This window comes from Candidatus Uabimicrobium helgolandensis, assembly GCF_041508025.1.
GTDB classification, from domain to species: Bacteria; Planctomycetota; Uabimicrobiia; order Uabimicrobiales; family Uabimicrobiaceae; genus Uabimicrobium; species Uabimicrobium helgolandensis.
In genome coordinates, this window is record NZ_CP165719.1 from 7,853,482 (window position 1) to 7,877,311 (window position 23,830).

The window sequence follows — 23,830 nt, forward strand, 5'->3', positions numbered from 1 at the left end:
AAGGAAAAATTATGCGGTATAATGTTTTAATTTCAATCGTGATATTTGCGTTTTCTACGCAGTTTTTTTGTGAACCGCGTGTTGTTGTTCTTGGTTTTGATGGAGCTGATCCTCAGCTAATAGAGCAGTGGATTGATTACTTGCCAAATATTAAAAATTTACAAAAACGCGGAACAGTTATACCTATCGCAACTACCAACCCATCTCATTCTCCAGTTGCTTGGGCAACTTTTGCCACAGGAAATAATCCAGGAAAGCATCGTATATTCGGCTTTTTAAAAAGAAATATAGGACAATACAAACCTGAATATGCGGTCGCGAAAGCTAAAAATTTCGTTTTTCTGAAATCATGGCAAAAAATTATCATACTGATTCTTGTCGCTGTTATTTTTTTTGGCATTTGTTACATTTTTGTTCGTCGTTACAAATGGGGTTTACAACTGGCTTTAGTAGCAGGATTCGTGCCTAGTTTATTAGTTTTTTATGCACTAAATTCTCTTATTCCTCAACAAATTCCTTATGCTATTCCACTGAAAAAAGGAACATCTTTTTGGACGACGGCTGGCGAAAATAACATAAAGACTGATGTTATTATGGCGCCAATAGCCTTTCCAGCAGAAAAAGTTAGTTGTGGTCATTTATTATGCGGTTTCGGAGTTCCTGATCTTTTAGGAACAAACGGTACTTGGGGAGTTTATAGTAGTTTTAATCGCAAAACATATAGTACTGAAACAGGAGGTTGGCAATACCCACTTATTTTTGATGGCACTTCGTATACCGGAAATGTTGTTGGGCCCAAAAATCTTATTGCGCGTGAAGAGTATTTTAAACTGTTAAAAGAGCAAAGTAGAACAACAGATATTAACAGTATATCTCAAATTCGCAATCGTATTGCAAAGTTACAACAAAAACTACAATTAACTTTGCCTCTTTTTGCAAAAAAGCGCGGAAAAGAAATAGAAATATCTATCCAGAAAAACAAACAGCTGTTAAAACAAGGGCAGTGGAGTGATTGGTTTTTTCTACGATTCGATATGAGCCCTCTTCTCTCACTTCACGGTGCGGTAAGAGTCTATATCTCCTCAATAGAACCAGAGATTAACTTCTATATGACCCCTGTGCAGTTTTCACCTCAAGATTTACCAGCGAACGTACAACTGTCTTTTCCAAAAGACTTTGCTAGCAAAATAGTAAACAATGTAGGAATGTATTCTACATTAGGTTGGGCATCTGCTACAAACGCACTGAAAGACGAAGCTATTTCTGAAGAAGCTTTTGCAACGGACTTACAAAATATTTTACAAAGTCGTAAAAATATTTTTTTACATATGTTAGAACAAAAGCAAGATTTACTAGTCTCGGTGTTTTACTTTACTGATCGTGCGAGCCATATGTACTGGCGCTTTATTGACAAAAAACATCCACTTTACAAAGCAAATTCACAACACAAACTACTTGATATTTATAAAGAAATGGACAATATCATAGGTTTAGCGCACGCAAAATTAGAAAAGGACGATATATTACTTGTTGTTTCTGACCACGGATTTAAATCTTTTCGCTGGCAAGTAAATTTAAATACTTGGTTGCTAAAAAACGGTTATCTATATCTAAAAGATACCGATCAGAAGCGAAGTGATATGCAAGTTCGCGATTTATTCGAACGCTCACGGTTACTACAAGATATTGATTGGAAGCGTACAAAGGCTTACGCAATAGGTTTGGGGAAAATATTTATCAATTTACAAGACCGTGAACCTACCGGAATCGTAAAAAAGGAAGATTACCAATCACTACGACTTGAAATTGCAAAGAAGTTAAAGCAATTCACTTTTCAACAAGAAAAAGTGGTTAACAACGTTTTTATGCAAGAAAAAGTATTTGTAGGTCCATACTCGCATGAAGCAGCTGATATTGTAGTTGGGTTCTCTGACGGCTATAGAGTTTCCTGGCAAACATCTCTTGGAGGTGTACCTAAAAATATCATCGAAGCAAATAACTCAAAATGGAGTGGTGATCACTGTAGCGTTGATCCGCAACTTGTGCCTGGTGTTTTTATGTGCAATCATAAAATATCGCACCAAGATATTCATCTACAAGATCTAGCGCCATCTATTTTGAATATATTTTCTGTTAAACCGGAAAATGTGGACGGAAAAGTAATAAAAATATTAAATAAGTAGGAAGTGTCTATCTAAAATATTCGCAATACTATTTTTTATATTGTAGTCTTTGAAGGGCTGCTTTCGCACGAGAGTCGCCCTTTCGCAAGGCTTTTTGGTACCATAAAATGGCAAGAGTTCTATTGTCAGTGTTTGCGGCTTGAATCAAACCTTTTTCTGCCAACATTCCCAATACATACATTGAATCAAAGTAACCTAAATTGGCAGCCTTCATAAAAAGTCTTACACTTTTATTCATGTCTTTTTCTACGCCATTTGCGTTTGAATACATAATACCTAAACCATGTATTGCAGGTAAATAATTCTCTTCTGCACTTTTCGTATAATACTCTAATGCAAGCGAAAAATTTTGTTGTACACCATATCCATAATAATACAAGTCACCTAATCTTCCAATAGCTTGCATATTCTCTTTATAAGCTGCTTGCAGAAACCAGTTAAATGCTTCAATATAATCTTTAGGGAGTACTTTTCCTTCAAAATAAGCTTGTCCTAAAACATAGGCTGCGCGTTCATCTCCATTTTCTGCTGCATATGTTAAATATGCAAGTCCTTTTTTCGTATCCTGAGAAACATATGAACCATTTAAATAAAATTGCCCTAAATTATAGTTTGCAACTAAACTACCATGTTTTACAGCTTTTTCTAACCATGATATTGCCTGAGGTACATCTTTGACTCCACCAAGTCCTTGGAAATAAAAAAATCCAAGACCATTCATTGATTGCCCACTACCTAAAGAAGCGCCTTTTTTTAACCATATCTCTACTTGATACATACTAGGTTTCGCTATTTTTTTTTGGATGTGTAAAAGAGATAAACGCTGAAAAGCATCAGCATTTTTAAATGTTATGGCTTTTTTGTAAAAATTTACTGCTTGCAAATAATTTTTCATCTCCTCAAGCACATCTCCAGCTTCGAGAATACTTGGAACATGGTTAAGCTTCATTGCTTTTTTATAGTAATCTAGAGATTTGTCTAAATCTTTCTCAACACCAATACCATACCTGTATATGTGCCCTAAAGCATACCACGAGAAAACCGTTTTCTTTTTTCTTAATTGCGGTAAAACTTTTTGAACAAGTTCGTTTGCTAAAGATGCTTCTTCATTATTTGTACGACATTGATATACGATAAAAGCTTTCTGAATCAAAAATTCTGGTTTTTGTACAAGAGACAGGGCTTTATTATTATATTCATTAGCACTAACATATTTTTGTTGTTGATAAAGAATAAAAGAGTTTTGAAAATGTGTAATAGCCTTAGCTTCTTTTTGTTTATTGAGATTATTTGAATGTCTTTGTACTAAAAATATCGAAATCAAAATAACGATTATCAGAGCGCCGATCCACTTTTTTTTGTTTTTGTTACGAGTAGTTTTATTTGGCTTTATGTCGTCATCACTGTAGTCGGGCTTAGGCACAATAGGAGCATTTAATCTTTTCTTGATCGTTTTACTAATTTTGGCTTTGTTTGATGATGCCTCTTTGTATATTTCTTTCAGATATTTTTTGAAAAGAGAGACATTTTGTAAGCGGTTTTGGGGATTTTTTTCTAGGGCATTTTGTAGTAAACTACAAATTTTTTGGACGTTTTCAGGGCTATAAGCCTGAGCTAAATGTGGAAAATCTTTAGTTGCGTTTACCTCGGATAAAAAATTTCTATGAGGATAGATTGCATGACCAAAAAAAATGTAAAGTACTGCACCTAAAGAATAGACATCACTATTTGCAGCCATTTTTCCTTGTAAAGATTCGGGGCTTCGATAATCACTACGCGAAATGACCCCAGCATCTATCAACTTAATTCTTCGGTCACTCAATCTTACCACAAAACTGTTTGGAGATATTCCTTGGTGGACAATGCCAAATTCACTAACTGCTGCAATAGAAGAAACAATTTGCATGGCCATTTCAATTTGCTCACAAAAACTATAGCAACTAAGACCTCGTAGAAATTCTGTGAATGGAATACCTTCAACATACTCCATTACTATTACAGCATAATTATTTTTTACAAAAAAATCATAACTTTTAATAACATTAGGATGTTGCATGTGGGCCAGAATTTGGCACTCTTTTTTGTATTGCTCCAACCAATAAGCTGTATTTTTTTTAGGAAGTAACATTGTTTTCAACGCAACTTTTTGATTATTTACTTTGTCTACAGCAAGAAAAAACTTCCCACAAGAATCTTCTTTTATTATTTGGAGTACTTGGTATTTTTCCATTGGCTACTTTGTCGTTTGTAATTGTTGTTGTGTATATCTCTTTCCTACATTTTCCTCTGCGATTTTTTGCCCTAATTTTTGGCACGTATTCGCCCAGTTATTGTCAGGTTGAACAAATTGAATTTTATACTTTTTCTTTAATAACTCTTTTGCAACAGCGTTTTCTTTGTGTATTGTTTTAGACAACAATTTCATATGCTTTTTTATAATTTTCCCTACTTTTTTTCGCATTTTCGAAGGTATGCTTGCATATGCTTTTTCATGCAAAACAAAACCGCCAACAACATTATTAATCGGAAGATCAATGCAATAATTAACATGTTTGTGCCACTCTAAAGCAACAAGCAAATACGGTGAAGCATATACACTATTAATATCTTTCTTTTGCAAAGATTGCAAGACTTCTTTTACCTTTATTTCTTTTCCTTTTAACCCTAATCTCTCGAAACAAGTTTGAATCAAAGGATCTTCAGTGTACAACCAATTTTTCAACTGTTGGAAATTTTTCAATGATTGCACTTGTTTATTTGTAAATGCATAAGTGAAACCAGAACCTACCCACCCCAATACTTTGATTTGCTTTTTAGAAAAGGAGAACTCTAAATCTTTTTTCAACGTTGCTTGAACTTTTTGCCAGTGCTCGTTACCTTTATAGTAGTATGGCAGTTGTAAAATGCTAGTTTGTGGTACAATGTTTTCCATTCCTGATTGTAAAAAAAGAGCTCCGTCAAGTTTGAAATCGTTAATTTTCCTTACAACTTTTGCTTCGCTGCCTTTACGTGAATCGGCATAAATCTTTAGCCTCACACGTCCTTTTGTTTTCTTTTTGATCTCTTTATCCATATCTCGCAGTTTTTTTGTCCACAAAGATCCTTCTGGCGTTACTGTTGCTATTTTCAAAATAACCTCTTCGGCAAACAAACAGCTTGATATCAAAGTTATTATTGCAATTAAATGGAGTTTCATTTTGAGTCCTTTCGATGCGAGTATTTATTTTTGGTAAGGTAATGTCTTCCAAGGTGAATATGCCTATTTATTTTGGCATAAATTAGCTGCTATACCAAAAATAATTCTAATTATCTGCAACAAAAAGCTAATTTTTTTCTTATGTATGAAAACTTAAGATACTATAATAGGCTTTCAGTACAAACACTCCTTAACCTTCAAAATCTTTGTTTTCGTTAGGGTGCGTCGATATTTTCTTCCTTGTAATTTGGCTCTTTCGAAGATTAGCTTCGTTACTTTTCTTCAACTTTGCACTTTCAAAGTGCCGCGCTACTCCCTAAAATAATGCGCATTACATAAAAAAATGTCGACACGCCCTAAACAGAATTGTTGGATAAAATGCTAGAGAAAAAATTTGATGTTATCTTTTATGGAATGGTCATTGTTGATTATTTGTTTATTTTTGATAAATTCCCTCAGCGATTTGCTATTACCTCCGCCAAAAAAAAGTTTCAAAAATTAGGGGGATCAGCAACTAATTCTGCAACGTGTATTAGTCGGTGGAAAATAAACACTGGACTTGTAGGTTGTCACCATTTGGGAAATGATAACCCGGGAGATTTTTTTGTAAAAACTATAAGCCAATACAAGCTTAATATCAAAAAAATTGACAAATCCCGCCGCGGAGAAACCCACTGTGCATATATATTAGTAGATGAAAGTGGTGAACGAACAATTATTGCAGACCCGGCTCCGCAAGATTACATAAGTATACCTAAAGATTACTTGCAGCAAACTAAATTACTTTGTTTAGATGGTTATTTTGCAAAAAGTGCTAAAGTTATGCAGGAAGCAGCATTCAAAGCACATGATTTGCAAATACCAATTATTTTGTCTGACACAGAGCCAAATGAACCACACTTTTCACTGGCTTCGTTAGTACTAGTGTCAAGACAAACGACAAAAGAACAAATACCTAAATTGAAAAAGAAACTCCTCGCGGTATACAAAGAACACAGCGAAATTAGGATTATTGTAACTCTTGGAGCTTTAGGCTGTATATTTATACACCGCAACACTTGTTCTTACTTCCCTCTTCTTTATAAAGGAAACATTATTGATACAACTGGGGCAGGTGATAATTTTCGCGCAGCGATAGTATATGGATATCTACAAAAATGGGATGTAGAAAAAATGTTATCATTTGCTATGTTTGTAGGAACTCATGCATGCGAATTCTACGGTGGATGTGTTCCAGACTCTAGTAACAGCCATGATTGGCCAAAAATATTTATGGAAAGTTATAAAGAGACACCTAAAAAATAATTTCGTAATTGCTTAGAGGAAATGACTTGCAGTTTTTTAGCGAAATTATTATTATAATCTTAATGAGTTATGGAGTGTCGTGATTTAATTTTCAAAATTTAGGGCGTGTTGATATTTAGTTTTTTATGTAATACAAGATATTTTAGTTAGTTGCGAAGTATTTTAAAGCATATTGTTTTGCTTTGTAATTGAGTAACAAAGCTAGTGTCGAAAAGAAAATCAAAGCCACATGCCTAATGTTTAGACTGCCTTGTTTTTGCCCAGAACACTGGATTTGAGAAAAAAATGAGTGATGACACCCCTTAATCACAAGCGCAACGCAAAAACTCGATTCCAAACAAGTTAGGAAAAACATGTACCATTTTGCTTGCTCTTATTCGTCAGCGTTATTGTTTTTGTTTACAAAATAATGTTATGCGCATTTAAAATGCAGCCGATGAATAAAATTTCTACACAAAATTTGGTACATCATTTTTTTCAAACCCCTTAGTTACTTTGTATTAGAAATGGCGTGTATTATGAGATGTTTGTTATATTTGATAATGATATTCAGTTTAATTTCCTGTACTTGCAAAAAATATCAAAAGCCAAAAAACGTTCAAAAAACCGAAAAAAATTCTCAAGAAATAAAGACAAGTGCATCTAAAAAAATCAAAAATGAAACAAAAATTCCTCGCTCTAAAGTATTAAAAGACCATGTTCAAGTTACACCTTTAATAACGAGATGGCATCATCAAATTACTGGTGAAGAAATAGAAAGTCTTTACTTAATAGATGAAATTTTAGTTGCCTCAACTAAGTCAACCTATTTATACGCTTTCGACCGCAAAACGGGTGAACCACTTTGGGTATACAAAGTCGGACATAAATTAGATTATGCACCAACCAAGTACAAAGATAAACTTTTTGTACTTAGTATGGGAAACTTACATGTTATATCAACCATAACAGGTGGACAACTTTTAAAGAGAGAACTTTCTTTTGTTCCATGTTCATCAGTATGTGCAACAGATCGCTATGCTTTTATTGCTGGATGGGATCGTTTTGTATACGCTGTGAATCCAGAGACTGCAAGGCACGATTGGCGTTTTCGTCTAGACGACCATGTGTGGTCACTACCAGTAGAAGTAGACGGTTCTCTATATTTCGGAACAATGGATAACCGAGTACACTCTATTAGCAGTCAGACCGGAGATAGAATAAAAGAGTGGGGCGAAAATAGTATTTTTCATACCTTTGGTGGTAATAAGGCAAACTTAACAGCGACCAATGATCCTCCTGTATTATTTGTTGGCTCTAGAGATTACAATCTATATGCGATTAACCGCATTACAGGTAATGTAAATTGGAAATTTGAAAGCGGTGGTGAAATCAACGAACAACCACTAACAATAGGCAATACTGTTTATTGTATGTCTCAACGCGAAGCAGGCAAAACCTCCATTATGCATGCTTTAGATGTTGGATCAGGAAAACTCAAGTGGGAAGTTGCTGATGGAAAAAGTATTTATTTCCAGGGAAAATACCATATTTGGATTATGAAGTATGGCAAAAGCCTTCTTGGTGTAAATCCAAAAACGGGTATAACAACAGAAGAATTCAATTTAGACATGTTTAATCATTTTACCCAAAATACCAATGATGATCTAGGCTTTGTAGGTTACATGGCAACAGATGATGGCTATATTTTCTCTGTAGAAGAAAAATAAGATCGTACACCTGCTGTTACAAAGTTACTCCTTTTTAGACTGGGCAGTTTACAGTATCGAAAACTAGCGCAGTGTTGCGAAAATTATCTAGACAAAACGAACACTACACTGTGCTTGGGCAGTTTACGCCTTAAGCCTAAAGCTCCTAGATACGTTTTATAAGTGACTTGATTTAGTCACTTGATAGCGTTGTTATCGTAAATTTTATGATAACAACGCTATATTTTTGTGTGGATTTTATGAAAAATAATTTAGTTGTTATAAAAGGGGCGGGAGAAATGGCTTCAGCCATAGCTCATCGTCTTATGATGTGCCATTTTCCTGTTGTTATGACAGAAAGAGAAAAACCTTCTGTTATTCGCAGAACAGTTTCCTTTGCTCAAGCTATTTTTACTGATAGATATTGCTTACAAAATATTTGCGCGCAAAGAGCGATAAAAGAGGATATTGAAGGAATAAAAGATCTAGTTGCTAAAAACATAATACCTGTTGTTGTCGATGAAGCAGCGGATATAATTAAAGCAATAAAACCTGCTGTAGTTATAGATGCAATTATTGCCAAACGCAATGTTGGAACAAGTGTTAATGATGCCCCGCTAGTTATTGGCATTGGCCCAGGTTTCACCGCCCCAAAAGATGTTCATTTTGTTATTGAAAGCAATAGAGGACATAATCTTGCAAAAATAATTTCAAGAGGGCAAGCCCAAACAAATACAAGTACTCCTGGAAATATTGCAGGTGTAACAAGCGAAAGGTTGTTACGCGCTCCTGTTGATGGTATTTTTAAAGGATACTCATTTATAGGAGCACCGATAGAGAAAGGTAATCCCTTTGGGCAAATCGAAGATCAAATCATAACAGCAAAAATATCAGGTATTGTTCGCGGAATTATCGCCGACGGTCATTTTTGCAAAAAAAGAACCAAAGTAGGCGATATTGATCCACGCAACAAAATTGAATACTGTTTTTGTATGTCAGAAAAGGCGAGAAATATATCAGGCGCTGTTTTAGAAGTGATCGTTCGAAATGTAAAGGCTTACTAGCGAAAGCTAACATTATTTCTTGAAGTATCTTTGCATTTGTTGTTCGTTTATATTCAAGACAAAATAGTTAGAGATTAACGAGAACAACATCTTATACTGCAACAACATACAAGTATTGCAGTATAAGATACTTCCAAATAAAATTACTAGATCAACACGCTATAAACCCGAAACCAAAGAAGTCCATAATTTTTCTACATTATCAAGCTCTCCTTCGAATATTTCTAAGAAGATAGTTGCTTCGCGGCCGCGAACTCCACCGCTATGGACTTGCTTCAAAAACTTTTGAAACCCAGTGCGATACTTTTCTACTTTTGTGTGCGTTAAAAAATAGAAAAGAGCCCAGTTTTGAGAGTAAAAAGTCATTGCTTTTTGTGGGTCAGAGTTAATAAACTCGATTGCACGCCCTTGAATTAAATCAGGTATAGAAAAATAATCTTTTTTCAACACATTGCGTTTTATCCACGAAAGGCGTTGTTTTGAAACAAAGTCAAAACTTAGTTTTTTTGTTTGTCTATTCCAAGAGTATCCTTCGAATTGCGTCGCTGTCGCTTCTGACAGCCAAGATGGAGACGAAGAGCGCGGATAAGCGTTAAATTGAAAGAGATGCCCACCTTCGTGAATCATTGTATTTAAAAGCTGCTCGTTTTTATTGCGCTTCCATCCTACACCAACGTTCATACCTGAATGAGCAAATCCACCTGCGCGTAATGAACCTTGCTGCCCTGTATCAATGCAAAATTTGCGGTAATCTTCATAGCCTTTGAAGGCAAAGAGAGTCATGCGCCTGCGCGCGTCAATGTTATTAAAAAATTTCTTATATACCAAATATGCTTGTTCCATAATGGTTGCAAACTCATTGAGAAAGTCTTCAGAAATATTAGTGCGTATTTCGTAATGCTCTGTAGAAATTGTCCAAGCATCTTCCCAGTTACTACGAATTTTATTTATTTCTTCGCGTGAATGCCACTTATCTTTATATTTTACATAACCTTTGGATATTAATTTTTGTTCGTCAACAGTAATCCATTTACCTTTATACTTTACATAGCCTTGCTCTAAACGCTCTTTATCTGCCGGAGTTACCCATTCTTTACCATGACGAACAAGTCCTTTTGATAAATTTCCGCGTTCTTCAGGCGAAATTAGTTTCCCGCGATAAGCGACAAAGCCTCCTTTAGGTATAGGAACTTCAAATTTGCGAGAAATATACTTGTCAACGCGTTTTTGTCCTCTAGGATCTTGCGCTAAATAATTAATAAAAGAAGTGTTTCCTTCATCAATCAGTTCATTTTCAAAACAAAAAACCCCTATGTAATATAAGTCATCTCGTGCATAACGCAGTCGTGCAAAAAAGTCATATATTTTTTCAGGAGATAAGTAATACCAACGTTGACGAATTTCTCCATTGGGAATTGTTATTTGAAAGTGACGTTCTGTAGCAGTGGTAATAACACCTTGTACATCACCTATCTTTACGCGATTATTTCTTAATTTTTGTTCTTTGATTGCATAAATTAATTTCGCAAATAACTTTGCTAAAGGCTCTATTTCTTTCATGCGCCGTTCTATTTTTTGGCGGAATTCGCGAATAGTTGTACTCTTTAGCAACTTTTTGAATTGCTCTTGGGCTTTTTTGTAGCTATATGTACGCGCAAATTCATCTATAATAGAGTAACGTACTGGGAATTCTTCTTTTTCTTTCTGTTTCGCTAGCTCAATAGCTTTTAGGCGATCTATTTTTATTTGTTTTTGTTGTAAAAGATCTTGCTCTTTTTTGTTTTGTAAAATCTCTTGCTGCCGCAATATTCTAATTTTTTTCGTTGGAAGAAGTCTACCTTTGTACACAGAAAAACCTTCATCCGGCACAGGAATACCAATCATTTTGGCGTAAATCTCATTTATATGTTTTTGCTGATTAGGAAAACTTTTAAGCGCGGCAATACCATATTTTTCACACTCTTCAGGAAAAAGAAACTCTTGGGCCATTTCCATCAAAGTAACAGCATACTTTTCATCAAGTGTTAGTTGTTCAGCGATGTACAAAAACATTTTTGGAGATATTTTTTTCCAAGGATACGAAAATATTTTGTGATCGCGATTTTCTAAAATGAGTTGAGATGTTTTTTTATTTGCTTTGTTAACACTACAAATTCCACGACCAGGAATATAGAGTCTTACTGGATTATCATGCCCTGATATTGTTAATAATTGATTCATTTCATCAAAGAGACGGGCACGTATTTTAAAATAATCTATATGTGTTTTTAATGTTTGTAAGTTAGCCAAAACTTGTATTTTTTTTCGCGAATTCTTCAAAATAGAAATTGCTTGATTAAAGTGATATATTTTCGATTGCTCGCGTGCATCTTTCAGAGCATCTGCAATAACCGTTTTATCATCTACTTTTACTATTTTTTCTTGAGAATCCTTCGTTTCAGAAATTTTTATTTCTGGCTGATCACTTGTTTTTTTTGAAGACAACAACGAATGTGCAAAAAAGCTTAAAAAAACTACAGCAACCGCCATTGCTGCCCATTTAGGAAATATCTTTTCTTTATTTTCTGTAGGTTTTGTTACTTCTAAGGATTGACTTGCATCTTTAAAAAAGAAAGTAGTTGAACCAATGGTAATGCAATCTTGATGCTGCAAGTGATGGTTTGTAATCGCTTGGTTATTAACAGTAACTCCTAAAGCGGAATCACAATTTTTTATAAAGTAATCATCGCCTTCTTTGTAAATGTGAGCATCTTTGTTCGATACACTACTTACAACAAAATGGTTACTTTTATCTTTTCCTATAGACAAAAATCTATTTAGGTAGATTGGAGGTTTGTAGATATCATTTTCAAATGGAACAATCGCATAACCACTTTCTTCAATACCTTCCACAGCACAAAGGGTTTTATTTTGGAAAGTTAAACACTTACTACAAATTCTAATGCGATCATTGTGATTTAAACTACTTTTTTTTACACGTTGCCCATTTACATAAAGTCCATTACGACTTTCTTTATCAAAAATAGTAACCCCGTTATCATCAACAACTATTTCAGCATGAATACTTGAAATTTCTGAATCTTCCAAACAAATCTGACAACTCTGCTTTCGTCCAATAAGAACTTTTTGCCCTGAAATATTAAATTTTTCGCCTTCGTCACTTTCCAATTGAAATTCACTATTGCCAAGAGATTTATTTATTATGTTTAATTTTTCGTTTCCAACTAAAACATGATCACCATGAGTCAAAGGCCATTTAGAAATTTTTTTGCCATTTACTTTAGTACCATTACTGCTACCTAGATCTTCTATCCATAGACAACTATACTCATAAAAGATGCGACAATGTTTACGAGAGACTGTTCCATGATCAATGATGATATCATTATCTTCGCCTTTACCTATAAACAAAGTATCTTCAATTTTTTGTTCGGGTAATTGCGAGAATTTTACACTGTAGTTATTAGTGTTTTCACAAAGAAAAAACCCTTCCCACCCACCTACTTTTATATGATCAAAATGTTCTATAGGATTTTGCTTTATACGTTGCTTGTTCACAACGGTTCCATTGGTGCTGTTAAGGTCAACAATAAAATGCTTGTCTTGTTTTTTGATAAATTGTGCGTGCTGACTAGAAGAATTTTTATCAGAAAAAACAAAATGGTTACTACTTGCGCGCCCAATAGTAAAAGGAAATTCGCAGATTGCTACCAAAGCATCATCATTTACAGAAAACAAAAACGGCAATGGATTTTTTGGGTCCCAAACTAAAAACTTGTAACTACCAATAGAAATTTTCTCACCATGTGCTAGTATATGAGGGCTATCGATTTTCTTATTGTTTACATATGTGCCATTTGTGCTTCCTAAATCATTCAACACAAATGTTTTCTCATTTTGGGTAATTTTGGCGTGGCTTCCCGAAACCCCTTTCACATTTATTTGAATTTCGCAAGTTTCGCTTCTACCTACAGTTGTCACTTCTCCCATTCGAAATGTTGTATATTTTTTTTCACTCGACAGATGAATGAGAAGCAAATTTAAACTCATGATAATTCTCCAAAGTGTTAGGGCGCAGTGCCCTAATTAATCTTGAAATATGCTAAAAATTCTTTTTCTATTTCCACGTTTGGTTTTTGCAGAATATTTGATAAAGCGTACGGAGAACACGGACCAGATTTACCTTCTTCCTTAAAGTACCTTAAAAATATGTCATTTCCCTTGACGTGCTTTAAAAAATAAATAAATAAGTAGCTTTCGTAATAGTAGATTGAGTTTTGGCTACTTCTGAAGTCTGCTGATTGTGATTGGCAAAGAGCTGTAAGTGGAACAAAAAGGCGATTTTTATATGCTTGCCTCACAAAAAGAACAGCGTCTTTATCTAAATCTCCTACAATTAAAGCACCATTTTGCACTGTATATTTTTCAAAGTACATAGCCAATCCTTCGTTGAACCATACACTGAACTGAGGTTCGTGAAAATTGACTGCTATGTCTAAAATCATATGTGTTAATTCATGATACAGTGTTTCGCGAGTGTTATTATTCCAATACAAAACAATACGCTGCTGTAGAGGTGAATAAAAGGCTGCATTATGTGGAATGCTACGCATATATTGTTTTTTGTAGTATTCATCAAATTCTTTGCGATTTCCAAAAAAGAAAACTTCGATTTTGTTTTCCAGCTCTTTAAAAGCAATTTGCGACTTGTGTTCCTCGACAAAAGCACTATAAAAATTTTCGCAAGAGATAGCCACATCTTTAGGTGACTCTGGTATTTTTTTTGTTAATGTGTAAAAGTGAGTCGTTTCACATATCGATTTGTCATTGCCAAATTGAGAAGTTCTTACTTGTTTTGAGATCATCGGAAGAAAAATTTTCAATACAAATACCACTGTAAACAGCGGTAACAAGACAACTCCCCATTTTATTATTTTAGGCTTCCACCTTTTCATATTAATCATCTTTATATTTCTTACTCGCTTTTTTCAAAAAGTCTTTTTCTTTTTCACTTAGTGAGTGAATACCACCATCACTAATTTTGTCTAATAGTTCATCAACTTTACTACGCACATTCTTATATTTTTTCTGTTGCTGCTTCTTGTCTTGTCGCTCCATTTGCATTTCCAGGTTATCCATCCAACTCATTACCCGTTGTCCATAACGAAAAAATAGATATCCCGCTCCAATTCCTCCTAAATGTGCTGCGGCACTTACAGAAGAATTTGGATGCATTATTGCATTGTACAATTCAAAGCTAACAAGAAGCCAAATTAAAGTACGTAAACGTAGTGGAATAGCAAACATAAGATACACAATCGTATCAGGTAATAAACATGCTGAAATAGCGAGAATCCCCATAACGGCCCCAGAAGCACCTAGAGCTGGAATACCTGAACTTTTATAGATATATGCATCTATAGAGTGAACAATTGCGGCAATAACCATACAAGTAATATAACAAATATAAAACTTACGTGTTCCGTAATGTCTTTCTACAATATGTCCAAAAAAATACAAAGACAACATATTAAAAAAGATATGCCAATAACTACCAACGCTGTGCATAAAGCCATGAGTAAAAAATTGCCATATCCAAAAGTTTTCAATCGCATTTCGCGGTTTTAAAGCAAAATAATCTTCAACTTGCGATATATTCATTTTTGTCGCAAAGACCTGGATAATGAAAACAATAATTGTACATTTCATTATCAATTTTACTCCAGGAGTAACGTTACCTCCAAAGTATGGCCGAGATACTCTCATATTTTTGTCCAGAAAGAAGTCTTATGAAAAAACAAAATACACTATTTTATGTATTTATACTGTGCCACATTTTGTGCTTTTACACACATTATATACAATCTTATTGTATTTTTCTTGAAAATAACAAAATTAACATTAACCATTGTTTACGAGAAAACCTATGTCTTATACCTGGTATAGGAAAAAAAACGGCGCAAAAAATTTATAAATATCGTTTTGCAAATGGACCTTTTCATACGCGAAGTGATTTACAAAAAGTAATGTCAAAAAAGTCTTTGCGTGAAGCATTTTCTTATATTTGCTTTGATTAAGGCGTGTTTAGTCGATGTTCATAGGAAGATAAATCTACCTTTGGAAAGTATAACACTGAAGATGTTGAATGTGGTGTTGTAAATTTTCGTAGTATAAAAGTTCCCGACCACAAAATACAATACAATCGGAAACTTCTAAATATAGCTAAAAATCTTAAAATAAAGACAATTTTTAACTGGGAAGTTTAAACCAAAATTTCGATATTACTTTATTTAAGTTTATCGAGATGTACGTAGTATTCACATAAAACTATCACATGGATTTTGGCATATTTGCCCTGAGTTTTATGCTGAGCGTTCGGCATTCAACAGTCGTAAAAAAATAGCTTTTTCTTTTTCATACACTTCTAATATTTTATCTTGAAGTAAATTGCGGCACTCAGAATTGATCGGATGAGCTATATCAGCATGGAGCTTAGCCCCTTTTGACTTATCTTCATCATCTAATTCTTTACCACATTCATTACAAAAGCGTGATTTTATATGGTTTTTTGCACTGCAGTGAGTACATTTCCCCATTATTTTTCGACTGGGCATTGCTACAAAAGCGCCCTTTGCGCCTTCTATAATTTTTAAGTCGCGAATTACAAAACAATTGTCGATTGTAATACTACAAAAAGCTTGTAAACGATCGTTTTTTGATTCGACTACTTTTACTTTAACTTCTGTAATCTCCAACTTGTTTCTCCTATATCAATCAATGTTTGCTAAATATCACTAAGTATAGTGAAACAAAACAAGTAGACCTTAAACGTTTTACCAAAGATGTGTGTTTGTTCTTTTTAAGTTAATACATATTTTTGGATATTCTTTAATATTATAATATTTATTAAAAATTTTACAAGTATATCTCCGCCAAAATGACATTATTCTCCTGCACTAAAGAGCACCATATTGGCACTATTGAGAATGATTGTTTAGAGGTGCCCTCGCTAATTCCTTTAAAATATGGACTTCAATATGTTTTTGTGTTTTACGGCATACTATTTGCGGGAAAGAGAAATAAAATAAAAAATTTACACGATACTCCACAAATTTAAAAATAAAGGGATAAAATCATGGGTAAAATAATAGGTATTGATTTAGGAACTACTAACTCAGTTGTTGCAGTAATGGAAGGTGAACAGCCTGTAGTTATTGCCAATACCGATGGTAGTCGTATTACTCCTTCAGTTGTTGCGTTTACAAAAGACGGAGAACGATTAGTTGGTGTAACAGCAAAACGCCAAGCAGTTACGAACCCTAAAAATACTATTTTTTCTATCAAAAGATTTATGGGGAGAAGACACGGGGAAGTATCCTCTCAAGAAAAAATGGTCCCATATTCTATAGAAGGCGATGCAGACGACTTAGTAAAAGTGGGTATTGATGGGAAAACATATACGCCACCAGAAATTAGCGCTTTTGTCTTGCGAAATTTGAAAAAAGCCGCAGAAGACTATCTTGGAGAAGAAATAAAAGAAGCGGTAGTAACAGTACCAGCTTACTTCAATGATAGCCAGCGCCAAGCAACTAAAGATGCAGGACGCATTGCAGGCCTCGAAGTAAAAAGAATTATTAATGAACCAACAGCAGCATCTTTGGCATATGGTTTAGAAAAATCAAAAAATCAAAAAATAGTCGTTTTCGATTTAGGTGGTGGAACTTTCGACGTTTCTATCTTGGAAGTTGGAGAAGATGTTTTTGAAGTGAAATCAACTAATGGTGACACTCGTCTTGGGGGAGATGACTTCGATGAAGCTCTAATCCACTTTTTAGCCGAAGGCTTCAAAAAAGAACAAGGCATAGATTTGCGCAAAGATGAAATGGCTTTACAGCGTTTAAAAGAAGCAGCAGAAAAAGCAAAATGCGAACTATCTACTGTTATGCAAACAGATGTAAACTTGCCATTTATTACTGCTGACCAAAGTGGACCAAAACACTTAACCCAAAAAATAACTCGCGCTCAGTTTGAGCAATTGGTCAAAGACTTGGTTGAAAGAACCAAAAATCCTTGTGTCCAAGCATTGAGTGATGCGAAATTAAAAGCAAGCGACATCGATGAAGTCGTACTCGTCGGGGGATCTACACGTATTCCTTGCGTTCAAGAAATGGTAAAAGAAATATTCGGTAAAGAGCCACATAAAGGTGTAAACCCTGACGAAGTTGTAGCTCTAGGAGCCGCTATTCAAGGTGGTATTCTTGCTGGAGATAGTAGATTAAAAGACGTTCTTCTTCTTGACGTAACTCCTCTTTCTCTTGGAATTGAAACTTTAGGTGGAGTGATGACTCACCTAATTCAAAAAAATACAACCATTCCAACAGAGAAGAAAGAAGTCTTTTCAACAGCTGCAGATAACCAAACCGCTGTCGATATACAAGTATTACAAGGCGAGCGCAGCATGGCTAAAGACAACAGAACTCTTGGTAACTTCCGTTTAGATGGTATTGCTCCGGCATCTCGCGGCATTCCACAGATAGAAGTATCTTTTAATATAGATGCAAACGGTATTTTAAATGTATCCGCGAAAGATAAAAACACAGGTACAGAACAATCTATCCAAATTCAAAATTCTTCTGGTTTATCGGAAGATGAAATAGAAAAAATGCGCCAAGATGCAGAGAAACATGCAGAAGAAGACAAGAAAATCAAAGAGCGCATAGATGTAAAAAACCAAGCGGAAAATTTACTTTACACAATGGAAAAACCTATTTCTGAACACGGTGAAAAAGTATCTGAAGAGCAAAGAAAAAATATCGATGATGCTAAAGAAAAACTCAAGAAAGCCATCGAAGGTGGTGACATTGAAGAAATGAAAAAAGAAATGGAGAACTTCAGCGTCGCATGCCAAGAAATAGGCAAAATGATGTATGAAGGTCAAGGACAACCTGGTGCTGACGCAGCTGCAGGTGCAGGCGCAGGCGCAGGTGAGCAACCTGCTGCTGAAGAAGAAAAGTCATCAGATAAAAAAGATGATGTTATAGATGCTGAATTTGAAGTTAAAGAATAGTTAGCAGCTTTAAAGCCCGACATTAAAAAAATGTCGGGCTTTTTTTATGATATTTGCGATACTAAAACTCTGTTGTAGAAAAGAAAAACAATTATTTCTTCCTCTTCTGTCCTATTCAAAAAAATTGTATCAGCTTCGAATAAAAACATCAATAATGAAACTATCATCATTCAATCGTTTTTTACTATGAAGGTTTGGTTTATGAAAATTTTAGTTACAGGCAGTGCAGGTCATCTTGGTGAAGCCCTTATACGAGTTCTACAACCAACTGACCATGAGATTGTTGGTATAGATGTAAAAGCTTCTCCTTTCACAGATGAAGTCATTTCAATCACTAATCGCAAACAAGTCAAACGTTGTATGCAAGGAGTTGATGCAGTGTTACACACTGCAACACTTCACAAGCCTCATGTCGCAACACATACACGTCAAGCTTTTGTCGACACTAATATTAGTGGCACACTTAACCTTCTTGAAGAAGCTGCTCACAATAAAGTAAAAGCATTTATTTACACTAGCACAACAAGTGTTTTTGGTCGCGCTTTGCGTCCTTCCTCTGAAAAATCGGCAGTTTGGGTAACAGAAGACTTGGTTCCTATTCCACGAAATATTTATGGAGTAACGAAATTTTCTTCTGAGCAACTATGTCGTTTATTTCATTTTAAATTTGATTTACCATGTATTGTATTGCGAACTTCGCGATTTTTTCCAGAGGAAGATGATCGCAAGAATATCCGCGATTCATATGATGATAGCAATTCTAAAGTAAACGAATTTTTATATCGCCGCGCAGAAATCAGTGATATTGTTGATGCTCATTTATTGGCGTTAGATAAAGCAAATAATATAGGCTTTGGACTCTACATTATAAGTGCGACAACTCCATTTACAAAACAAGATGTAGTTGATTTGAGAAAAAACCCAGCAAAAGTTGTCAGTTTACGAGCACCAGGCTACGAAGATCAATATGCATTGCGTAATTGGCATATTTTTTCTGATATTGAGCGAATCTATGTGAATGAGAAAGCAAGGGAAGATTTAGGTTGGCGGCCGCGTTACGACTTTCATTATATCATTGATTTGCTAAAACAAGGGAAAGATTTTCGAAGTCCACTAGCAGTTTCAATAGGCCAAAAAGGTTACCATAAGCAGAAATTTAGAGAAGGTCCATTTCCCGTCGACGAGTAAAACAACAAAACTACTTAAGTTGCTCATTACCGTTTCAATTCAACAATAGTGCTGAATGCTTCAGCATCTGCTGTTGAATTAATAATATGCAATAGCGCTAAAAATATTGTATATGTTAACCGAAGAAGACATTGTAGAGGCAAGTTTAGTCCCAAAATGTTCTTTTTAAGTCAACGCAGAAGGTAAAGCCCTAAGTAAAAATGCACAAGAGATATATTTTAGTATAAGATTCTAAAAACTAGAAAAAGTATCAAGAATTTTTTCATCAAATTTAAAACGCATACTAATAAATACTCCTTCATTTAAAAAATTGCTATCTCCAAAAGAATTGTCGGTAACTCCTTTAATATTATACCCTAAAGATAGCCACAAATCATTTGCAACCCGGTAACCCATTTCTACTCCGTAGCCATAGTCGAGTTCTTCGCTTTCATACTCATTTACAGTTCCCATATGAAAACCAACATCCCACTTATTATTGATTTCGTACAACCATCGCAAAGCTAACAAATCAGTCATAGCCTCTACAGGGTCTTGTGAGAGATCTTCAACCTCTTCATATTTATACGCATAATGCAACATTAGATCCATAGATTTAGGTAATCTTATATGAAGATCTAGCGTCGAAACAAACGTAATTGCCTGAGATTCTACATCGTTATTACGCGCCCAATTTAACTGAGTTTTCCCTACTAAATTTACATTTTGTAAAAAGTGCGGGCGGTAAGAAACTCCAAATAAATTAGTATTTTCAAAAACAGAAAACTGTTCTTTAGGAGTAAATTGCGAGCTCCAAAATGTTACGATGCTTTCATCCCAATACGATGTTAAGGATGGAGTAAATAAAAGCTGGTAGTCACCTCCTTGGTAACGCATTTCGCTGCGAAAATCTCCTGTATGTTTCAGAGTCATTAATTTGAAATGAAAACCATTTGTTATGAAGTCTTCCGGATTTTCTTCGGTAAAAGTGTGTAAACGTTCAGCAAAAAAATGTCCAGAAAGCCATTCGTTAATAGCTAAGTCAGTTTTCAGTCCTAAAAGTGCCTGGTTTTGAACGTCATCTACCCAATGCTGAAAACCATATTTTGCATATACTTGTGTCGTTTCGTGAATTTGTAAATTAATTCCTGCAAATGTTCGCGAGGACTCCAAACGCCCTTCGTCTTCAAATTCTTGGTTGACCCATAAATTTAACCAGTCATTAGGAACAACTTCAGCTCCAAGAATCGTTTTTGAGGACAAGCGTTCATTAATATTCGTAGTCTTGTAACGAAAGTCCTGCTTTATATTTTTATCCATTTCCGAGATATTGCCAACAGTTTTTGGTTTGTCAGAAAATTTTTCATTCGTAAACACCTGATGTCTTTCTGCACTAATAACTAAACCATCGTCTACCTTAACTCTACTTCCAACACTTGCAACATGTGCGTACTGTTTTTTATTACCTTTTCGTTGCTCTACGAGTTGGTAGCCTATCATATTTTGAGTGTACTCATTTTGAATGAGTGTGTGTAAACCAAACTGGCGAAATTGCTCTTTATTCATCTTTTCTTGAGAGGCGTTCATCTGCACAGTGACATTTTCAGAAGCTTTTAATTGCGACTCAATAAATATCTTTTCGCTCCCCGTTGCAATATTTGGTAAAACCGCAGAATAGTAATCATCAGAAATACTATGATACCCTATTGTAGTGTCGCTAATCCCCCATTGGAATTTTGTGGCAAAAGAATACGCAAGGCCGCGAGTAGTTAAATCTTTTTGCGAATCGTACACTGTTGTATGAGCAATGTTTCCATCAATAGAAATACCTTCCATTGGTTTAATTTGTATAGAGGATCCGTAAATACGGTTACTGTGCTTACTCTTTGTTTCTTGAATATATGAGCTACCAAATAATACTTTTTCGGCCAATAATTTCACATTTGCTTGTGCACCCCATATTATTTCCTCAGAAGACGCTTCTTGCGATGTATACGTCGCAACAATGAACACAGGATTTCCCAACAAGTCGTTAGGAGAAATAGGAAAATCAAATAAAACTCGTCCACGCTCAAAGTTAACATCGTAATCCCGATATATTTGTTTTTCTTCTACGCTAATAACTTCTTTGGGATTAAACTGACTGCGCGTTTCAACCACAACACGAATACTATTGGTAACTACGTTTTTGCGAGAAAGTTGGTAAAAACCCGAGATTCCCTGGCCGCGAATTTCATCATGTACAAGAACTTGCGTAGCTTTACTTCCAAATGCTTTTACATCCAGATATTGGGTTTTAAATTGCGCAGCCACTCCTCTAAAAGCATGTTGGTACTGCACTAAGTGATTATTAAAATTTACATTATAGTCACCATACATGATATAGTTTTCGTCTTTTTCAAGTTTAACATATACCTTGCTGTTAGTATTAACTTCATAACCTGACAAATTAGGGTCGTAGTATACCGAGTAAAATTGATTTTCTTGTACATTTTTGAATAACTTTTGCTCTTGCTTTTTTCCACTGTCGTACAAAGCCGTGAGTAAATATTTTCCTAATATCTTTCCTTTTGCGAAAAAAGCAACGCGACCATCTACATAAAGTTTTTCCTGTTTACTAGCTGTTTCAATCCCCGCTGTTCCTTCGGCAATACCAATGATAACCCAATCGCGAAAATAAGGCACATAGTCAATATTTATTTTTTTTGTTATATTTTTATACTCTACTGTTAACGTTGCAGTTTTTACTTCTTGCTGTGCTTCGAGAATACACATCCCAACACCACCAACCATTGGTATTTGCGTTCCTTCTTTCTCTTCATCGTGATCTTGATTGATAATTTTACTTTCCGTAGTTGTTATTGTCAGAAAGCCACTTTCATTTACCAATTCACCATTTTGATCTAAAGCATGGATAAAAATAGTTGGTTCTGTCTTACCATCAGCAGAAACTTGATGAGGGTTTGCAGTAACAAACAATTCCTTAATATGAGGTTTTTGAATAGGCTGTTCATTGGTTTTTAGGTTATAAGGTATACCCATCATAGAAGTAATCATGAGGTTTTCACCAAATCCAAAGCGCTGTTCCAAAAACAACTTAAGCAATGACAATTCTTGTAACTGTTCTTTGTCTATATCGGCAATAATAGTAAGTTCTATTTCTTTGGCAGGAAATTCCTCCATAAATAGTTGCTTAAGATTCCATTTATCTAATATAGAAACAGCTCGCGTTTTTCTTTCAAACAAAAACGTGTAAGAAATAGTTTCTTGCCATAATTTACTTTTGTTTTCATACTGGATTTGTAATGTGCTCTGCAAAGGGCGGTATAAATGGCGATTGAAATCAAAGTTAAAATCTGTGCGCCATGGTGTAGCCCCTTTAATGTGAGCAAAACGCGTGCGACCATTTCGCCCCTTTTTGGTAAGCGCAAATTGTGGAGGAAGAGTATGCAAATCAAGTGCAAGCACATGTGTTCCATCATCTACATTATCAAAGGAATAACGGCCATGATTGTCAGTAATTGCGTAGCGACCATCTTCCATGTAAACCTTAACTCCTGGTATGGTCGGCTCTTGCCCTTCATCGTATGTATTATTATGGTTTATATCAACATAGGCATAACCAAAAACCCAAGCTTTACTGCCAAAGATACTTTGTTGTAAAATATTAACCGAGCTTTTTGTAATAAAAGAATCTACACGATGAATGCCTACTATATTTCCATTGGCGTAGCTTATATTCTCTTGTACACCAAAAGCGCGTGCTCTAACTTTGGCGTTAAAAGAAAATTCTGTTGTTTCTCCCGAAGCAAGAGAACCAACACTCACAACAATTTTCTGTTTTTCCCTACTGAGTTTAAAAGAACTACGTTTTAGCGAAGATGAGATATAACGCATTCGTGCAGGAAGTACATTCACCAGATCAATATCATCAATTACTGCATTAGAATGTATATTACTTACAGTTATTCTGTAAGTAATAATTTGCCCAACAACAGCTTCCACGCGACTCACATTTTGCGATATCCGCAAAAATTTATCAATATTAGAAGCTTCTTGGGAAAAAACCACCAGTATAAAAAAAAGTATAAGTACTATAAAACGCATTTTAAACCGCTTTACTTAATAAATTTAGAGTTTGTAATTTTAGGCTTACACAT

The 23,830-nt window shown here is 34.9% G+C and carries 14 protein-coding genes; 7 read left to right on the forward strand and 7 right to left on the reverse strand.

Features of this window, described 5'->3' with window-relative positions; translation table 11 throughout:
* The first annotated feature begins 11 nt into the window (after positions 1-11).
* Positions 12-2,183, forward strand: coding sequence for an alkaline phosphatase family protein (locus tag UABHE_RS28995; protein WP_372366839.1), 2,172 nt, complete (start codon positions 12-14; stop codon positions 2,181-2,183).
* A gap of 28 nt (positions 2,184-2,211) precedes the next feature.
* On the opposite strand, the gene UABHE_RS29000 is transcribed toward UABHE_RS28995, so the two are convergent.
* Positions 2,212-4,413 carry a protein kinase gene (locus tag UABHE_RS29000; RefSeq protein WP_372366840.1) on the reverse strand — a complete coding sequence of 734 codons (2,202 nt, stop codon included), beginning with the start codon at positions 4,411-4,413 and terminating at the stop codon, positions 2,212-2,214.
* A gap of 3 nt (positions 4,414-4,416) precedes the next feature.
* Positions 4,417-5,379, reverse strand: a complete 963-nt coding sequence (gene dctP, locus UABHE_RS29005; protein WP_372366841.1) for a TRAP transporter substrate-binding protein DctP — start codon at positions 5,377-5,379, stop codon at positions 4,417-4,419.
* Between the two features lie 378 nt (positions 5,380-5,757).
* Here dctP and UABHE_RS29010 point away from each other — a divergent pair, with 378 nt between their 5' ends.
* The 3 genes from UABHE_RS29010 (at position 5,758) to yqeB (ending at position 9,436) form a co-directional block, all read left to right on the forward strand.
* Positions 5,758-6,684, forward strand: a complete 927-nt coding sequence (locus UABHE_RS29010) for a carbohydrate kinase family protein (RefSeq protein ID WP_372366842.1) — start codon at positions 5,758-5,760, stop codon at positions 6,682-6,684.
* A 518-nt stretch (positions 6,685-7,202) separates the two neighbouring features.
* The gene (locus UABHE_RS29015) at positions 7,203-8,393 is read left to right on the forward strand and encodes a PQQ-binding-like beta-propeller repeat protein (RefSeq protein ID WP_372366845.1); all 1,191 of its coding nucleotides are present in this window, start codon (positions 7,203-7,205) and stop codon (positions 8,391-8,393) included.
* Between the two features lie 239 nt (positions 8,394-8,632).
* Positions 8,633-9,436, forward strand: a complete 804-nt coding sequence (gene yqeB, locus UABHE_RS29020) for a selenium-dependent molybdenum cofactor biosynthesis protein YqeB (RefSeq protein WP_372366847.1) — start codon at positions 8,633-8,635, stop codon at positions 9,434-9,436.
* 159 nt (positions 9,437-9,595) lie between these two features.
* Here yqeB and UABHE_RS29025 read toward each other — a convergent pair whose 3' ends face one another.
* From UABHE_RS29025 to UABHE_RS29035, 3 genes are read right to left on the reverse strand one after another with little or no spacing between them, the layout of a single operon-like run.
* Positions 9,596-13,486 (reverse strand): FHA domain-containing protein, encoded by a 3,891-nt coding sequence (locus UABHE_RS29025; RefSeq protein WP_372366848.1) that lies wholly within the window; start codon positions 13,484-13,486, stop codon positions 9,596-9,598.
* A gap of 32 nt (positions 13,487-13,518) precedes the next feature.
* Positions 13,519-14,391: a DUF1570 domain-containing protein gene (locus UABHE_RS29030; protein WP_372366849.1), complete on the reverse strand. Its 873-nt coding sequence runs from the start codon at positions 14,389-14,391 to the stop codon at positions 13,519-13,521.
* Between the two features lies 1 nt (position 14,392).
* On the reverse strand, positions 14,393-15,202 hold the full coding sequence (locus UABHE_RS29035; protein WP_372366851.1) for a rhomboid family intramembrane serine protease: 810 nt from the start codon (positions 15,200-15,202) through the stop codon (positions 14,393-14,395).
* Between the two features lie 23 nt (positions 15,203-15,225).
* On the opposite strand from UABHE_RS29035, the gene UABHE_RS29040 reads away from it, so the two are divergent.
* Positions 15,226-15,513, forward strand: a complete 288-nt coding sequence (locus UABHE_RS29040) for a ComEA family DNA-binding protein (protein ID WP_372366852.1) — start codon at positions 15,226-15,228, stop codon at positions 15,511-15,513.
* Between the two features lie 285 nt (positions 15,514-15,798).
* Here the strand turns inward: UABHE_RS29040 and UABHE_RS29045 are convergent, their stop codons facing one another.
* On the reverse strand, positions 15,799-16,191 hold the full coding sequence (locus UABHE_RS29045; protein WP_372366853.1) for a SpoVG family protein: 393 nt from the start codon (positions 16,189-16,191) through the stop codon (positions 15,799-15,801).
* A 380-nt stretch (positions 16,192-16,571) separates the two neighbouring features.
* Between UABHE_RS29045 and dnaK the strand changes: the two genes are divergently transcribed.
* Positions 16,572-18,503 carry a molecular chaperone DnaK gene (gene dnaK, locus UABHE_RS29050; protein WP_372366854.1) on the forward strand — a complete coding sequence of 644 codons (1,932 nt, stop codon included), beginning with the start codon at positions 16,572-16,574 and terminating at the stop codon, positions 18,501-18,503.
* 201 nt (positions 18,504-18,704) lie between these two features.
* Positions 18,705-19,691 (forward strand): NAD-dependent epimerase/dehydratase family protein, encoded by a 987-nt coding sequence (locus UABHE_RS29055; RefSeq protein WP_372366855.1) that lies wholly within the window; start codon positions 18,705-18,707, stop codon positions 19,689-19,691.
* Positions 19,692-19,922: 231 nt separating this feature from the next.
* Here UABHE_RS29055 and UABHE_RS29060 read toward each other — a convergent pair whose 3' ends face one another.
* Complete coding sequence (locus tag UABHE_RS29060) at positions 19,923-23,777, reverse strand: hypothetical protein (RefSeq protein WP_372366856.1); 3,855 nt, start codon at positions 23,775-23,777, stop codon at positions 19,923-19,925.
* Positions 23,778-23,830 lie beyond the last annotated feature (53 nt).

Bases quoted from the DNA above. Each gene is read 5' to 3' on its own strand.
- UABHE_RS28995 (WP_372366839.1), top strand. From the start codon at position 12: ATGCGGTATAATGTTTTAATTTCAATCGTGATATTTGCGTTTTCTACG.
- UABHE_RS29000 (WP_372366840.1), bottom strand. From the start codon at position 4,413: ATGGAAAAATACCAAGTACTCCAAATAATAAAAGAAGATTCTTGTGGG.
- dctP (WP_372366841.1), bottom strand. From the start codon at position 5,379: ATGAAACTCCATTTAATTGCAATAATAACTTTGATATCAAGCTGTTTG.
- UABHE_RS29010 (WP_372366842.1), top strand. From the start codon at position 5,758: ATGCTAGAGAAAAAATTTGATGTTATCTTTTATGGAATGGTCATTGTT.
- UABHE_RS29015 (WP_372366845.1), top strand. From the start codon at position 7,203: ATGAGATGTTTGTTATATTTGATAATGATATTCAGTTTAATTTCCTGT.
- yqeB (WP_372366847.1), top strand. From the start codon at position 8,633: ATGAAAAATAATTTAGTTGTTATAAAAGGGGCGGGAGAAATGGCTTCA.
- UABHE_RS29025 (WP_372366848.1), bottom strand. From the start codon at position 13,486: ATGAGTTTAAATTTGCTTCTCATTCATCTGTCGAGTGAAAAAAAATAT.
- UABHE_RS29030 (WP_372366849.1), bottom strand. From the start codon at position 14,391: ATGAAAAGGTGGAAGCCTAAAATAATAAAATGGGGAGTTGTCTTGTTA.
- UABHE_RS29035 (WP_372366851.1), bottom strand. From the start codon at position 15,202: ATGAGAGTATCTCGGCCATACTTTGGAGGTAACGTTACTCCTGGAGTA.
- UABHE_RS29040 (WP_372366852.1), top strand. From the start codon at position 15,226: ATGAAAAAACAAAATACACTATTTTATGTATTTATACTGTGCCACATT.
- dnaK (WP_372366854.1), top strand. From the start codon at position 16,572: ATGGGTAAAATAATAGGTATTGATTTAGGAACTACTAACTCAGTTGTT.
- UABHE_RS29055 (WP_372366855.1), top strand. From the start codon at position 18,705: ATGAAAATTTTAGTTACAGGCAGTGCAGGTCATCTTGGTGAAGCCCTT.
- UABHE_RS29060 (WP_372366856.1), bottom strand. From the start codon at position 23,777: ATGCGTTTTATAGTACTTATACTTTTTTTTATACTGGTGGTTTTTTCC.